The following is a 14,669-nucleotide window of genomic DNA, read 5'->3' on the forward strand; positions in this document are numbered from 1 at the left end:
GCACACTCCACGGGTAGGATCGCGAACGTAAGATCCTTAACTTCGAGAGTCCGGGAGGTAGCCCATGCCACATGACCGCATCGACGTACACCAGCACATCATCCCGCCCCGGTGGCGGGAGGCGTTGGAGAGCACCGGGACGACCTCCGGGGGATGGCCCACGCCGGACTGGAGCCCGGCGTCCGCCGTCGACATGATGGACAGGCAGGGCATCGCGACCGGAGTCCTCTCGGTCACCTCCCCCGGCACTTCCTTCGAAGGTATCGACGACCCGCGGGGCCTGGCCCGCGCCGTCAACGACTTCGGCGCGGAACTGGCGAAGGACCGGCCGGACCGCTTCGGCACCTTCGCCTCGCTCCCGCTGCCCGACGCCGACGGGGCCGTCGAGGAGGCCGTGTACGCGTTGGACGTCCTGGGGTCGGACGGCGTCGTCCTGATGTCCAACGCCGGCGGGAAGTACCTGGGCGACCCGGACTACGAGCAGCTGTGGCAGGAACTGGACGCACGCGGCGCAGTGGTGTTCATCCACCCGGCACAACCACCGATGCCGCTGCTGGACGGCACCCCGGCCCCCATGGCCGACTACGTCTTCGACACGACCAGGACGGCGTTGAACATGGTGTTGGCCGGAGTGATGAACCGGTACACGGACATGAGGGTGATCCTTGCCCACGGCGGCGGATTCCTACCGTACGCCGCCTACCGTTTCGCCTCACTCACCGCGACGACGGTCGATACCGGATGTACCGAGGACAGCGTCCTGACCGCGATGAGACGCTTCTACTTCGACACTGCCCTGGCCTCCAGCCCGAGTTCGCTCCCCAGCCTCCTCGAGTTCGCCGCCCCCGGACACGTCCTCTACGGCAGCGACTGGCCCTTCGCCAACGAGAAGGCGGGAACCTACTTCAACTCCTTCCTCGAGACCTACGACGGATTCACCACCGGCCAGCAGCACGAGGTGAACCGCGGCGCGGCCGAGGTGTTGTTCCCCCGTCTGGTTCCCTGACTTCGGCCGGGGTCTGCCTACACTTCCCGGCCCTCCCACAACAGCGTGTGCCCCGACCACGGGATCGCGTCGGGTGTCACCTCGAACAGCTCGCCCGCCTGAAGCTGGCGCTCCTCCTCGCGTGCGTGCGGGCAGATGATGTCCACGACCGCCTCAGCCACCTGCTGCGCCTCGGAATCCGCGAAGCCGGTGGCATCCACGGGGCTGTCGGCACCCGAACCGATCGTCCGTATCCGCCGCTGCCCCACCGGCTGTCCGGGGTGCTCGATGGTCCACTGCTCCACCAGGGAAGCGGTGTCCTCTTCGTCCCCGTCGGTGAAGACCACCCCGACATCACGCCCCAGGCGTCGCTCCAGCTCGGTGATCACCTCCTGCTCCACCTCGGGCAGGATCAGCATGGTCACCAGTTCTGTGCGGCTCATGTCCACGCACCCTACCGGTTCTCCCCGGCCACCAGATCCGATCGCCGAGAATGTGCGTCAACGCCGGTACCAGGAACGAGCGCACCAGGAAGGTGTCGATCAGCACGCCCAGGGAGATGATGATCGCCAGCTGCACCAGGAACTGGATCGGGATGACCAGCAGCGCGGCAAAGGTCGCGGCCAGCACGATGCCCGCACTCGTGATCACCCCGCCGGTGCTGACCAGCCCGCGGCTGACCCCCTCGGCAGTGCCGTGGACCATGGACTCCTCGCGGACACGCGTCATGAGGAAGATGTTGTAGTCGATCGCCAACGCCACCAGGAACACGAACGCGTACAGCGGCACCGACGGATCAGACCCGCTGAACCCGACCAGCGAGAAGATCACCGCCCCCACGCCCAGCGCCGTACCGAAGCTCAGCACCGTGGTGGCCAGCAGCACCAGAGGTGCGACCACCGCGCGCAGCAGCAGCGCGAGCATCACCGTGATCACCAGCAGCACGATCGGGATGATCAGCGTACGGTCGGCGACGGAGGTCTCCTTGGTGTCCAGCTCGGTGGCGGTCGTCCCGCCGACCATCGCTCCTAAGTCCCCGACCTCCGCGCGGATCTCGCGCACGGTGTCCTCCGCCGCATCGGAGTACGGGGAGTCGGCGAGCGTGACCTCGAGCAGGATGTCTCCGTCGACCTCGGTGCGTCCTTCCGGGGAGTCAGCGCCGGTGGCGTCCACCGACGCCACACCGTTCAGCGCGGCCACCGCCGACTCCACCTCGTCCTGGTTCCCGGCGGGTGTGAGCACGTACGTCGGCGCCCCGGAACCGGCCGGGAAGTGCTCGTCGAGGACGTCCTGTCCGTCGCGCGCGTCACTCTGCCCGATCACGTAGTCGCTGGTGGGCACGCCGTCGGCGTCCAGGGCGAACAGGCCGGCGCACCCGGCCACCAGGACGACGCCGACGCCGGCGGCGATGCGTCGCGGGTGGCGTCCGACGACCTCCGCCACGCGTGGCCACAGCCCACCGCCGGACGCTGCGGCGTCCTGTGCGTCCTGTGCGTCGTGCGGCACGCGCGGCCAGAAGACCCGGCGCCCCAGCAGCGCCAGCACCGCCGGCAGGAACGTCAACGAGGTGAGGAACGCCGCGGCGATGCCCACCGCCGCCACCGGACCGAGCCCTGCGTTGGACGCCAGGTCGGACAGCAGCAGGCACAGCAGCCCCGCGCTCACCGTCGCCGCCGAGGCGAGCACCGGCTGCCACGTGCCGCGCAATGCCGCCACCGTCGCCGACCAGGCGTCCGGGTGACGTCCCAGTTCCTCGCGGTAACGTGCGGTGTACAGCAGCCCGTAGTCCGTGGCCGCGCCGATGACCAGGATGAACAGGATCCCCTGGATCTGGCCGTTGATCATCACCACCCCGGAGCGCGCCAGGGCCACGTTGACCAGCACCGCGGCGCACAGGGCCACCATCGAACTCAGCAGGACGATGAACGGCAGGAACGGCGAGCGGTACACCAGCACCAGGATCACCAGGACCGCGGCGACGGCGACGAGCAGGAGCAGGCCGTCGATGCCGGCGAAGGCCTCCGAGAGGTCCGCACTGAACCCGGCGGGGCCGGTGATGCGGGCGTCCAGGGTGTCCGGGAGAGCTTCGTTTAGGGGTGAGTTCAGGGCGTCGACCGCGTCCGCCGGGGCCACGCCCTCCGGCGGCAGGACGATGAGCTGCACCGCCTCACCGTCCTCCGAGGGGATCGGCGGGCTGGCCTCGGTGCCGGTGCCCTCACCCAGCCCGTCGACAGCGGCGATGAGCCGGTCGGGCAGATCAGCGAGGCCGGCCACGGTCGCGGGGTCCAGGGAGGTGTCGTCCTGACCGGTGAGCACCACGATCGCCGGGGCGGCCCCGGAGTCCTGGAAGTCCGCCAGCCGCTCGCCGACCTGCGTGGACTCGGCGGATTCGGGCAGGAAGGACGACTGGTCGTTGGTGGCGACCTCGCTGATCTCCCCGAACTTCGGGCCGCCGACGGCCGCGACCGCGAGCCACAGCAGGATCAGCAGGGCCGGGAGCAGTCGTCGCAGCAGGGTGGTCGGTGCGGTCGCTGTAGTTGCTGCGTGCACGGTGGCGTCTCCTCGGGCGTCGTCGCCACGGGAGCCCACGGCGTTGAGACCCAAGAGTGCCAGAAACCGGCACCCAGAATTCGGTGCCTAATCCATGTGCCGGAGGTCAGGAACCCGAGTGCGCCTTCAGCAGGGCCTCGAAGCCGCCGATACCGCCGGTGTCGGCGTCGCCAGAGGCGTCGTCAGATGCGGGGGCGGGGGCGGCGGTTCCACCCACCAGCCCGGTACCCAACTCTGCGGCCAGCTCGCGCCCGGCGCGGGCGATGCGCTCCTGCAGGTCACCGTCCTCCCCGTCGGACCCGGCCTCGCCGAACTCGCCGGTGGCGACGAAAACACCGGTCGGCAGGACCGTGGCCTGCAGGAACGACAGCAGCGGGCGCATGGCGTAGTCCAGCACCATCGAGTGCCGGGGCGTGCCGGCGGTGGCGACGAGGCTGACCGGAACTCCCCGCAGCGCGTGCTTCTCCAGGGTGTCGAAGAACATCTTGAACAGTCCGGCGTAGCTGCCCTGGAAGACCGGCGTGGCGGCGATCAGCGCGTCGGCACTGGAGACGAGCGCACGGGCACGGTCCAGCTCGGGGGTGGGGATCATGGTGGTCATGAACGTGGCCAGGTCGCCGGCCAGCGAGCGCAGGTCCACGATCTCGACGGCTGCGCCAGCACCCACCGCGGCGTCCGCCACACGCACGGCGATGTCGCTGGTGCTCGACGGGTTGCTCAGCCCCGCGTTGACGACGACCAGCGTCCGGTCGTTGCCCGGACCGTTCTGCAGGTTGCTCACTTCGTGCTCCTCTCCTTCACGGGGTCAACGTCGTGGAAGGGGTCGTCCATTCCCGCGGCCACGAGGGAGGCGTGGGACGGCGGCCCGGAGGGCACGTGCGCGGGGCGCCTGGCCTCGAGCTCACGGCGCAGCACCGGGACGACCTCGGTGCCGAGGATCTCGATCTGCTCCATCACGACCTCCTTCGGCAGTCCGGCGTGGTCGACGAGGAACATCTGGCGCTGGTAGTCGCCCACGGCGTCGGCGTAGCCGAGGTAACGCTCGATGACCTGGTCGACCGTGCCCACGGTCAGCGGGGTCATGCGGGTGAAGTCCTCCATGCTGGGGCCGTGGCCGTAGACCGGCGCGTTGTCGAAGTAGGGCCGGAAGAAGTCCTTGGCCTTCTGCTCGGTGTCGCCGATGAAGACCTGCCCGCCCAGGCCCACGATCGCCTGGTCGGCCGAGCCGTGGCCGTAGTGCTCGAAGCGTTCACGGTAGGTGTTCACCATCTGTGCGGTGTGCTCGATGTTCCAGAAGATGTGGTTGTGGAAGAAGCCGTCGCCGTAGTACGCGGCCTGCTCGGCGATCTCCGGGGAGCGGATCGAGCCGTGCCAGACGAACGGCGGGACGTCGTCCAGCGGACGCGGCGTGGCGGTGAAGTTCTGCAGCGGCGTGCGGAACTCGCCCTTCCAGGAGACGTCCTGCTCACGCCACAGTCGGCGCAGCAGGTGGTAGTTCTCCACGGCCAGCGGGATGCCCCGGCGGATGTCCTTGCCGAACCAGGGGTACACCGGGCCGGTGTTGCCGCGGCCCATCATCAGGTCGATGCGTCCGCCGGTGAGGTGCTGGGCGTAGGCGTAGTCCTCCGCCAGACGGACCGGGTCGTTGGTGGTGATCAGGGTGGTGGCGGTGGAGAACCGGATGTTCTCGGTCACCGCGGCGAGGTGGGCCATGAGGATCGGCGGGTTCGCCGGGGCGACGAAGGGCGGGTTGTGGTGCTCGCCGGTGGCGAAGACGTCGAGGCCGACCTCCTCGGCCTTCTTCGCGTACTCGACGGTGTCGGCGATGCGCTCGTGTTCGCTGGGGGTGCGTCCGGTGGTGGGGTCCGTTGTGACGTCACCGATGGTGAAGATTCCGAAGTCCATGTCCCCATGATCCACCCAAAGTAGATGACATGTCAACTACTTTGGGTGGATCCCCGGTTTCCCGAAGGTCTCCGGGTCGATCGGCCAGCGCTTCCGCGGCAGGTTGTTGGCAACCACCAGACGGTAGGACTCGGTCACCAGCTCGCGCACCAGATCCTCTTCTAACCCCTCACCGTTCCCCGGTTTCAGGGTGATCCAGTGCCGCTTGTTCATGTGGTAGCCCGGCGTGATCAGCCGGTACTGCTCCCGCAACGCCGTCGACTCCACCGGGTCGGACTTCAGGATCACGATCGGCTCACCGGTGACCTCCGTGAGCAGCATGAAGACCTTGCCGTGCACCTTGTGCACCTCCCAGTCCGGCCCGAAGGGCGCGGTCGGACGCGCCCCCGGCAGCTCCTCCGCGCGCTCACGCGCGACCTCCTGCGGCTCACGCATCGGCGTCCTCCTTACTCAGCGCTTCCTGCGTTTTCTGTGTTTTCTGTGTTTTCCGTGTCCTACGCGCCCACCACTGCACCAGCCGATGCACCGCCTCGATCGCCGCACAGCCCACCGCGCCGACCACCAGACCGGTCAGCATCAGGCCGGTGTTGCCGGGCTCCAGCAGCACCAGCTCGCGCAGGAACGGCACCGTGAACAGCAGCACGTAGCCGGTCACGCAGCCCACCAGCAGCAGCACCTTCCACCACACCAGCGGCCGTGCCACGATGCCCAGCACCCACAGCCCCATCACGATCAGCGCCAAAAGCACCGCCGTGCCCGCCTGGGCCCGCTCCATCGCCGGGGCGTCGCCACCGGGGTACACCACGATCCACATCGCCACGGCGATGCCGCCGACAAGCACGCCGGACGGCACGGCCAGTGCGAGCACGCGGCGCAGGAAGCCGTCCCGCGGACGCTCGTTGTTCGGCGCCAGCGCCAGGATGAACGCCGGGATCCCGATGGTGAACCAGCCGGTGATGGTCACGTGGATCGGCTGGAACGGGAAGGACATGCCCAGCACCGCCACCACCAGCGCCAGCACCACCGAGTACACGGTCTTGGTGAGGAAGAGGTTCGCCACCCGCTCGATGTTGCCGATCACCCGGCGGCCCTCCCCCACCACCCGCGGCAGCGCGGAGAACCGGTTGTCCAGCAGCACCAGCTGAGCCACGCTGCGCGTCGCCGGGGCACCCGCACCCATGGCCACGCCGATGTCTGCCTTCTTCAACGCCAGCACGTCGTTGACCCCGTCGCCGGTCATCGCCACCGTGCGCCCCGCCCGGTGCAGTGAGCCGACCATCTGCTGCTTCTGCTCGGGACGCACCCGGCCGAAGACGTTGGCGCGGGCGACCTCGGCGTCGAAGTCCTCCTCCGACAGGTCGTCGAGGTCGCGGGCGTCCACGGCAACCAGCTCGTGGTCGGTGGCACCGCGGGCGACGGCGGCCACGGAGTCCGGGTTGTCACCGGAGATGATCTTCAGGTCCACGTCCTGGGTGTCGAAGAAGTCGAGCGTCTCGCGGGCATCGGGACGCAGCTGCTGGCCGAGCGCGACGAGCGTCGGGTCCTGGAGTGTCGGTACGGTCGAGCCGTCCTGCGCGGGTGTGCCGTCCACCCGCCCGAACGCCAGGACGCGCAGTCCCCGGTCGCCGAGCTCGCGGGCGGTCGCCGCGGCGACCCCGTCGGCGAGCAGGACGTCCGGCGCGCCGAGGATCCAAGCGGCGTCCTCCAGCTGCACGCCGGAGTACTTCCACGCCGACCCGAAGGGAATCTCCGTGCCCTCGAAAGGGTCCGGCGCGGATTCCCCGTCAGCGTCCCCGAAGGACGCCAGGATCGCCTCGGCGGTGGTGTTGCGGTCCTGCTGGGACGCCACCAGGCGGCCCAACGCCTCGCGCGCCGCGGGCGACGCCACGGACCCGTCGGCGGCGTAGACGCCGTCCAACTCCATCTCGTTGGTGGTCAGCGTGCCGGTCTTGTCCGTGCACACCGTGTTCACGCGGGCCAGGCCCTCGATCGCGACGAGCTCGTTGACCAGCGCCTTGTACCTGCCGAGGCGTACCACCCCGGCGGCGAAGGCGATGGACGTCATCAGCACCAGCCCCTCGGGGACCATCGGCACGATCGCCGCCGCCATCGACAGGATCGACTCGCGCACGCCGGTGCCGGAACGCACCAGCTGCGTCCAGATCGTGAGCACACCGGTGGGGATCAGCAGCCAGGTGATCACCCGCAGGATGGAGTTGATGCCGCTCATCAGCACCGAGTCGGTCAGCGAGAACTCGCTGGCCTCGGCGGCGAGCTTGGCGGCGTAGGCGTCCTGCCCCACCCGCCCGGCGCGGAACACCGCGGTGCCGGCGGAGACGAAGGACCCGGAGAGCACCTCGTCGCCGACCTGCTTGGACACCGCGTCCGCCTCACCGGTGAGCTGCGACTCGTCGACGGAGAAGCCGCTGTCGACCACGGCCACCAGTGGGCCGTCGACCACGATCTCGTCGCCGGTGCGCACCACGACCAGGTCGTCCACCACGACCTCGGACTGGTGCACGGTGCGGCGTTCCCCGTCGCGCAGCACGGTGGGCTGCGTCTCCCCGACGATGCGCAGGTTGGACAGCGTGCGCTTGGCACGCAGCTCCTGGATTACCCCCACCGCCGAGTTGGCGATGATCAGCAGGCCGAACGCCGCGTTGATCCACGACCCGGTGGACAGCACGATCACGCACAGCACGCCGAGGATCGCGTTGACCCGGGTGAAGACGTTCGCCCGGATGATCTGCCACACACTGCGGCCGGTACTGCGTCCGACCTCGTTCGTCCTGCCCTCACGGACGCGCTGCGCCACCTCCGCCGAGCTCAGCCCGGTCAGGTCACCGCCGATGTTCTGGGACACCGCCATCTACCTTCCTCGAAAACCTACCGTCCCTCGAAGACCGGGGGACGCTTCTCCTCACGGGCCCGGCGCGCCTCCGCGGCGTCGCGACTGAGCCAGCAGGCCCCGCCGAGCCGGTCGATCTCCCCGGCGAGCTCCTCGTCCGGTGACGGGTTGTTCATCGCCAGCTTGAAGTAGTGCATCGGCATCGGCGCCTGGCCGGCCATGGTGCGGACCAGCTCCAGGGCGTCGTGCGCAGGACCGCCGAGTGTGGCGAACCCGGTGGACACGGCCATGGCCTGGCCCACCTGCGCCCCGGCGATCAGCACGTTGCGCGCCACCGAGCCGCCGAGCAGCTCCACCGCACGGGCGACCGTCCAGCGGTCGAGGCTGAAACCGTGACGCACCGCGGGCACCCACACCCGCGCCTTCGGGCCCATCACCCGCAGGTCACAGGCGAGCACGAGCTGGCAGCCCGCGCCGACCGCCGGGCCCTGCACGTCGGCGACGATTGGCACCGGGGCCTCGGTGACGGCCCGGATCATACGTTCGAGACTGCCGAAGAAGTCGGTGGCGTACACCCCGCCCTTCAGGTTCGCGCCCGCGCAGAAGGCGGGTCCCTCGGCGCGCAGGAGGATCACGCGCACCGGGTCGCCGGAAGCTACAAAGCCCTCCACCGCCTCGGCGACGGCCACGCACACGTCCGCGTCCAGCGCATTGCGCCGTTCCGGACGGCACAGCGTGATGATGCCGACTCCCGGCGTGGTGCCGTCGCGCGTGACCCGTACCCCTGATCCCGCCTGTGCCTCTGCCATACCCTCAACTGCCTTCCCGTCCGGTTGGTCTCCGGTGGCCCATTGTCCCCGAAAGTTCCGGCGGCGGTGGGGTGAACACCTCAAACGAGGGGCAGGTCACTCCTCCGGGACGCCGAAGGACGCCTCGCGCGGGTCCGCGCCGACACGCCCGGCGGCGGCCTCGTCGTCGTCCAGGGCGGTGATGCGGTCGATCTGCTCGTCGCTGAGCTCGAAACCGTCCACGTCGAGGTTCTCCTTCACCCGCTCGGCCTTGCTGGAGCGCGGGAACACCACGATGCCCTGCTGCAGGTGCCAGCGCACGATGACCTGCGCGGCGGACGCCCCGACCTCATCGGCCACGGCCGTGACGACCGGGTGGTCCAGCAGTCCACGGCCCAGCGGCGACCAGGCCTCGGTGACGATGCCGCGCTTGGCGTCGTCGGCGCGCTGCGCCTGCTGGGACAGGCCCGGGTGCAGCTCGATCTGGTTGACGGCCGGGACCACACCGGTGGCGTCGATGATCTCGTCGAGCACCTCCGGGTAGAAGTTCGACACACCGATGGAGGTCGTCTTACCCGCCTCGCGCGCCTCGATCAGCGCGCGCCACGCATCGACGTAACGGCCGTAGGACGGCACGGGCCAGTGGATCAGCCACAGGTCGACGTGGTCGAGACCGAGGTTCGCCAGGGAGGTGTCGATCGCCCCGGCGGCCTTGCCCGGTGCCTGGTCGGCGTTCCAGAGCTTGGTGGTCACGTAGAGGTCGTCGCGGGTGACCTCACCCTCGGCGATGGCGTCGGCGATGGCACGTCCCACGTCCGACTCATTGCCGTAGGCCGCGGCGGTGTCGATGTGGCGGGCGCCGGCGCTGATCGCCGCGCGGGTGGAGGCGTAGGCGTCCTCCGGGGAGAGCTCCCACACGCCCAGGCCGAGCTGCGGGATCTCGTGGCCGTCGTTGAGCGTGACTGTCTGCGCTGTTTGCGCTGTTTCTGCGTTGGTCATGGCCGCCAGCGTAGGCCTGCCCCTGGTCCGTCCGCCACCTAAAATTCTTGACAAGTCATTGGGTTTATACAACACTTTGTGTCATGTCCCCGAAGAAGAAGCCCGCCACCCCGATCCACAACAGGATCCGGGTGCTGCGCGCGGAACGGGACATGTCGCGCGCGGACCTGGCGGCACTCATCGACGTGAACCCACAGACCGTGGGCGCACTGGAACGCGGCGACCACTCCCCCAGCCTCGACCTGGCCTTCCGCGTCTGCGAGGTCTTCGACCTCCCCGTCGCCGCGGTGTTCAGCCGCACGGAGTTCGGCCCCATGTCCACCGAGATCTACCGGAAGGATCAGTGATGAAACGGTCAGTACCGAAGATCGTCACCTACCGTCAGCGACTCGTACTCACCGCACATGTCGGCATCGCCCTCGTCATCTGCGCTGCGGTCCTCTCCCTGACGTCGACCGGGTTTGCCTTTGTCTGCTGGATGATCGGAGACCTCGTGGCCGTGACGGCTATCTTTCTTCTCCGTCGTAGCGTTCACCACCAGGACCGGCGACCGGAGCAGGACCTCGACGAGTACGAGCTGCAGCGCCGCAACAAGGCGCTGCGCGGAGCCCTGGGCACCTGCATCTGCTTCATCATGCTCGCCCTGTTGGCGTTCTCTTTGGTCCCGCTCGTCAGATTGAGCGGCGATGATCCTCGGTCGGCACTGAATTCCGTGGTCCGCGCACTCCAGGCCTGCAGCTACATGACATTTGCCGCGATTCTCTACATTCCCCTGCAGATACTCCAGGGCATCGCGGGCGGCATGAACAAGGACCTCCTCGTCTCCGTGGAACACCGGGAAGAGGTGCCAGCATCATGAGCGTCCTCACCAGAGTCAACGACTGGGCAGAGAACCGAGCCGAGAACCGCGCCGAGCGCTGGCGGCGCCGCGAGGAGACCCTGTCCACCCAGGCACCGTCCTGGCGGACCGAGGCCCGTGTCCGCCTCCTGATCAGGATCTACCTGTGGTCCCTCGTGCTCGGGGTGGCCACCACCGTGGCACAGATCTTTTGGCTGCCGCTGATCCTCGCGTGGCTGCCCTTCACCGTCATCGTCTGCGTGAGCTGGACGATGCTGCGCACCGTGATCAACACCCGCGACGTGGCCCCGGACTCCGAGCTCGACGAGTACGAGGCGAAGGTCTTGAGCACCTGGCAGTCCGTCGCCTACGGCTGGACCACCCTGTTCCTCCTGGTCGTCGCGCTGTTCATGATCTTCGTCGCCGTCGCGAACCCGGAGAGCCTGCACCGCTGGGTCTACACCGGCGGCCTGCTGACCGTTCTCTCGATGATGGCAGCGACGGCGATGCCCACCATCGCCTACGCCACGACCTTCGGCCCCGTTCCGGTTCCCCCACCAAACAACTAGTCTGGCCACCACGTCCCCACAACCAGAGGAGCAACCCGTGCCCACCCTGGAAATCGACCACCTCAACAAGACCTTCGGCAGCGGCGACTCCGCCGTCCGCGCCCTGACCGACATGACCTTCACCGTGCGACCCGGCGAGGTCTACGGTTTCGTCGGATCCAACGGTGCCGGCAAATCCACCGCCATGCGCATCGCGCTCGGCGTGCTGACCTCGGACACCGGGGAGGCCCGCGTAGACGGCACCCCGATCAACGACGACATCCGCCGCACCATCGGATACATGCCCGAGGAACGCGGCCTCTACGACAAGGAGAAGATCGCCGACCAGCTGATCTTCTTCGGACGCCTGCACGGACTCACCAAGCAGGCCGCCACCACCGCCACCGACGAGCTCCTCGAGCAGCTCGGCCTGACCGAGCGCGCCAACTCCAAACTCCAGGAGCTCTCCCTCGGTAACCAGCAGCGCGTGCAGCTGGCCGCCTCCCTGGTGCACCACCCCGAGCTGCTCATCCTCGACGAGCCGTTCAGCGGTCTCGACCCCGTCGCGGTCTCGGTGATGAGCGAGCTGCTGCTGGCGAAGGCCGCCGAGGGCGTGCCGGTCCTCTTCTCCTCCCACCAGCTCGACCTGGTGCAGCGACTGTGCCACCGGGTGGGCATCATCACCAAGGGCCAGATGAAGGCCGAGGGCACGGTGGACGACCTGCGCGACCGCGGCCCCGTCCTCTACGAGGTCCGCACCACCGCGCGGGACTGGTACCCGGCGGGCACGCGGGTCGTCGAGTCGGACGCGGATTCCGTCGTCCTGGACGCCGGACACGTCGGCGACCAGCAGATCCTCCACGCCGCGCTCGACGCGGGCACCGTCCACGGCTTCTCCCGCCGCGTCCCCGACCTGACCGATCTTTTCAAGGAGGTCGTCTCTTCATGACCACGCGAACCCCCGAGCGAACCCCCGCTCCCGCCCCCTCCGGCTACTCGCGCGCCGGTGCGATCCGCACCGTCACCGAGCGTGAGATCCAGGTCGCCACGAAGAACAAGGCGATCATCGCCACCTTCATCATCGTGCTCGTCGGCGTGATCGCCGCGGTGTTCATCGTCAACTTCTTCACCGGCAGAGACAGCGACAACCCCGAACTCGTCGTCGGCGGCACGGACTCCTCCGTCGTCTCCGAGATCGCCGGCGACGGTATCGACGTCAGTGCGGTCGACGACCGGGACGCCGCGGTCTCGGCGGTCCAGGACGGGAAGGACGCCGCACTCGTCCGCACGTCCGACGGTTTCGAGCTCATCGCCGACGGCACGCCGGACCCGGCCGTCGCCGCTGCCGCGCAGGCCGCGGCGTCCGCCATCGCCCAGAACGAGGCGCTGGACGCCGTGGGCGTGGATCCCGACGACTTCGCCGCCTCACTCCCCGACGCGGCGGTGACGACCGTCGACGTCTCCGAGGACGCCCAGGACGACAACATCGCCGCCGTGGTGACCACCATGCTCGGCACCTCGGTCATCCTGATGTTCATCATGATCTTCGCCGGCAACGTGGGCGGACGGGTCACCGAGGAGAAGTCCTCGCGCGTCGTCGAGATCATCCTCGCCACCATCCGTCCGATCGACCTGCTCGTCGGCAAGATCCTGGCGATGCTGATCATCGGTTCCATCGGCACGGTGGTGATCCTCGGAGCCGCATTCGCCGCGCTCGGGATGACGGGCATGCTCACCGACATCCAGATCGACGCGGCGACGATTCCGGTGCTCCTGGTCTCCTTCATCCTGGGCATGCTCTTCTTCAGTGCACTGTGGGCGGCCGCCGGGTCACTGGTGAGCAAGGCCGAGGACCTGAGCAGCACACAGATGCCGGTGATGCTCGTCTTCTTCGTGGTGCTGTACCCGCCGATCTTCGGCTGGAGCGCACCGGACTCCACGGTGATGCAGGTGCTTTCGTGGGTGCCGCCGATGTCGCTGGGTGTCGCGCCGATGCGCTACGCCTCCGGAGACATGTCGCTGGGGCTGCTGGTCGCGTCCTTCGCGCTGCTGGCGCTGACCATCTTCCTGGTGCTGCTGCTGGTCGCCCGGATCTACCGTGGTTCGATCCTCAACAACGGCAAGAAGATGACCTGGATGCGCGCCATCAAGGCCGGAAAGTAAAACATTTCCGCTGTTCAGATCGCCTTTCCTTGGTAGACTGTGGTGGTCGTCGACCACCACAGGAAGGCCCTGAGAACCGTGACAGACCACCGCACCGAGGACCAGAAAGCCGCCGCCGTCGACGCGTCGATGACCATGGCCGGCCAACCCTTGAGCCAGGACACCGAGGCCGAGGTCCGGCGGATCCTCCGGGGTGAAACCAGCGCCGACAACTCGGTGCTGGCGATGCTGGAGCACGACGGCTACGGCGATTCCACCCATGCCCGCGAACTGCGCGAGCGGGTGGCCGGGGCATGACGGGCAGTTTCCCGGAGAACTTCTTCAGCATCACCGACCTCGCGGAACTGGAGTCGCTGGCCGGACGGACCGCCGCCCTGCGCCTGGCCGAACTCGAGCGCGGCGATCCCCTGACCAGCTTCACCCGTGATGAACTGGTCAGGGTCCACTCGTACCTGATGCAGGACGTGTACCCGTGGGCGGGTGCTGTGCGCACCACCGAGGTCGGTGCGATGGGCATGGCGATGTGCCGCGCCCAGTTCGTCGACAAGGAACTCGACCGGGTGCTCCACGACATCGACCGCAAGCCCCCGTCGGACTCGGACCTCGACGCGGCGGTGCGCACCGTCGCCGACCACTGGTCGGAGATGACGATGGTGCATCCCTTCCAGGACGGCAACAGCCGGACGCAACGCTACTTCTTCGACCAGCTGCTCCGGCACGTCGGCTGGACGGTGGACTGGACGCGGATCAACGCCGAGCAGGTGCACGCCGCCCGCTACGTCGGTGCCGCGACGGTCGACCCGTCCTACCTCGCGCAGATGCTGCGCCCGGGTGTGCTTGCCGACGGTGCAGGTCCGGACACTGATGCAACTAGTGACGACCGTTCCTCCGCCGAGATCTTCCACGACATGATGACCTTCCGTCGCAACAACCCCCGCGGAACCCCGTATATGGTGCACTAACGACCGCTGTTCGAACAGGTGCACGTTTCATGTCCGGGCCCTGGTATACACTTCATCCAACAAATGGAAGAAGGGGGAAACCA

The 14,669-nt window shown here is 68.4% G+C and carries 16 protein-coding genes; 8 read left to right on the plus strand and 8 right to left on the minus strand.

Annotated elements, in window-relative coordinates; all coding sequences use genetic code 11:
- Positions 1-64 precede the first annotated feature (64 nt).
- Positions 65-1,006 carry an amidohydrolase family protein gene (locus tag ACT3TD_RS03440; protein WP_301443501.1) on the plus strand — a complete coding sequence of 314 codons (942 nt, stop codon included), beginning with the start codon at positions 65-67 and terminating at the stop codon, positions 1,004-1,006.
- Between the two features lie 17 nt (positions 1,007-1,023).
- On the opposite strand, the gene ACT3TD_RS03445 is transcribed toward ACT3TD_RS03440, so the two are convergent.
- From ACT3TD_RS03445 to ACT3TD_RS03480, 8 genes are all read right to left on the minus strand, one after another.
- Positions 1,024-1,428 carry a hypothetical protein gene (locus ACT3TD_RS03445; RefSeq protein ID WP_444614801.1) on the minus strand — a complete coding sequence of 135 codons (405 nt, stop codon included), beginning with the start codon at positions 1,426-1,428 and terminating at the stop codon, positions 1,024-1,026.
- Complete coding sequence (locus ACT3TD_RS03450; RefSeq protein WP_444614800.1) at positions 1,340-3,535, minus strand: MMPL family transporter; 2,196 nt, start codon at positions 3,533-3,535, stop codon at positions 1,340-1,342. The genes ACT3TD_RS03445 and ACT3TD_RS03450 overlap by 89 nt, the downstream gene beginning before the upstream one ends.
- 106 nt (positions 3,536-3,641) lie before the next feature.
- Positions 3,642-4,316 (minus strand): CE1759 family FMN reductase, encoded by a 675-nt coding sequence (locus ACT3TD_RS03455; RefSeq protein ID WP_441578960.1) that lies wholly within the window; start codon positions 4,314-4,316, stop codon positions 3,642-3,644.
- Entirely contained in the window at positions 4,313-5,440 is a 1,128-nt protein-coding gene (locus ACT3TD_RS03460; RefSeq protein WP_301443135.1) for an LLM class flavin-dependent oxidoreductase, read from the minus strand. The genes ACT3TD_RS03455 and ACT3TD_RS03460 overlap by 4 nt, the downstream gene beginning before the upstream one ends.
- A 36-nt stretch (positions 5,441-5,476) precedes the next feature.
- A complete protein-coding gene (locus ACT3TD_RS03465) occupies positions 5,477-5,875 on the minus strand; it encodes an MmcQ/YjbR family DNA-binding protein (RefSeq protein ID WP_301443136.1) in 399 nt (132 codons plus the stop codon).
- Positions 5,868-8,309 (minus strand): HAD-IC family P-type ATPase, encoded by a 2,442-nt coding sequence (locus tag ACT3TD_RS03470; protein WP_301443137.1) that lies wholly within the window; start codon positions 8,307-8,309, stop codon positions 5,868-5,870. Before ACT3TD_RS03470 ends, ACT3TD_RS03465 begins: the two co-directional genes overlap by 8 nt.
- A gap of 17 nt (positions 8,310-8,326) precedes the next feature.
- Entirely contained in the window at positions 8,327-9,097 is a 771-nt protein-coding gene (locus tag ACT3TD_RS03475) for an enoyl-CoA hydratase (RefSeq protein ID WP_301443138.1), read from the minus strand.
- 96 nt (positions 9,098-9,193) lie between these two features.
- On the minus strand, positions 9,194-10,075 hold the full coding sequence (locus ACT3TD_RS03480) for an aldo/keto reductase (RefSeq protein WP_301443139.1): 882 nt from the start codon (positions 10,073-10,075) through the stop codon (positions 9,194-9,196).
- A gap of 83 nt (positions 10,076-10,158) precedes the next feature.
- Here ACT3TD_RS03480 and ACT3TD_RS03485 point away from each other — a divergent pair, with 83 nt between their 5' ends.
- From ACT3TD_RS03485 to ACT3TD_RS03515, 7 genes are all read left to right on the plus strand, one after another.
- Positions 10,159-10,422 carry a helix-turn-helix transcriptional regulator gene (locus ACT3TD_RS03485; RefSeq protein WP_301443140.1) on the plus strand — a complete coding sequence of 88 codons (264 nt, stop codon included), beginning with the start codon at positions 10,159-10,161 and terminating at the stop codon, positions 10,420-10,422.
- A complete protein-coding gene (locus ACT3TD_RS03490) occupies positions 10,422-10,934 on the plus strand; it encodes a hypothetical protein (protein WP_301443141.1) in 513 nt (170 codons plus the stop codon). Before ACT3TD_RS03485 ends, ACT3TD_RS03490 begins: the two co-directional genes overlap by 1 nt.
- Positions 10,931-11,482 (plus strand): hypothetical protein, encoded by a 552-nt coding sequence (locus ACT3TD_RS03495; RefSeq protein WP_301443142.1) that lies wholly within the window; start codon positions 10,931-10,933, stop codon positions 11,480-11,482. Before ACT3TD_RS03490 ends, ACT3TD_RS03495 begins: the two co-directional genes overlap by 4 nt.
- 37 nt (positions 11,483-11,519) lie before the next feature.
- A complete protein-coding gene (locus ACT3TD_RS03500) occupies positions 11,520-12,410 on the plus strand; it encodes an ABC transporter ATP-binding protein (protein ID WP_441583008.1) in 891 nt (296 codons plus the stop codon).
- On the plus strand, positions 12,407-13,624 hold the full coding sequence (locus ACT3TD_RS03505) for an ABC transporter permease (protein WP_441579828.1): 1,218 nt from the start codon (positions 12,407-12,409) through the stop codon (positions 13,622-13,624). The genes ACT3TD_RS03500 and ACT3TD_RS03505 overlap by 4 nt, the downstream gene beginning before the upstream one ends.
- A gap of 78 nt (positions 13,625-13,702) precedes the next feature.
- The gene (locus ACT3TD_RS03510) at positions 13,703-13,921 is read left to right on the plus strand and encodes a hypothetical protein (protein ID WP_301444242.1); all 219 of its coding nucleotides are present in this window, start codon (positions 13,703-13,705) and stop codon (positions 13,919-13,921) included.
- The gene (locus ACT3TD_RS03515) at positions 13,918-14,586 is read left to right on the plus strand and encodes a Fic/DOC family protein (protein WP_301444241.1); all 669 of its coding nucleotides are present in this window, start codon (positions 13,918-13,920) and stop codon (positions 14,584-14,586) included. Before ACT3TD_RS03510 ends, ACT3TD_RS03515 begins: the two co-directional genes overlap by 4 nt.
- Positions 14,587-14,669 lie beyond the last annotated feature (83 nt).

Source organism: Corynebacterium sp. AOP36-E1-14, assembly GCF_052377495.1.
Lineage (GTDB): Bacteria > Actinomycetota > Actinomycetes > Mycobacteriales > Mycobacteriaceae > Corynebacterium.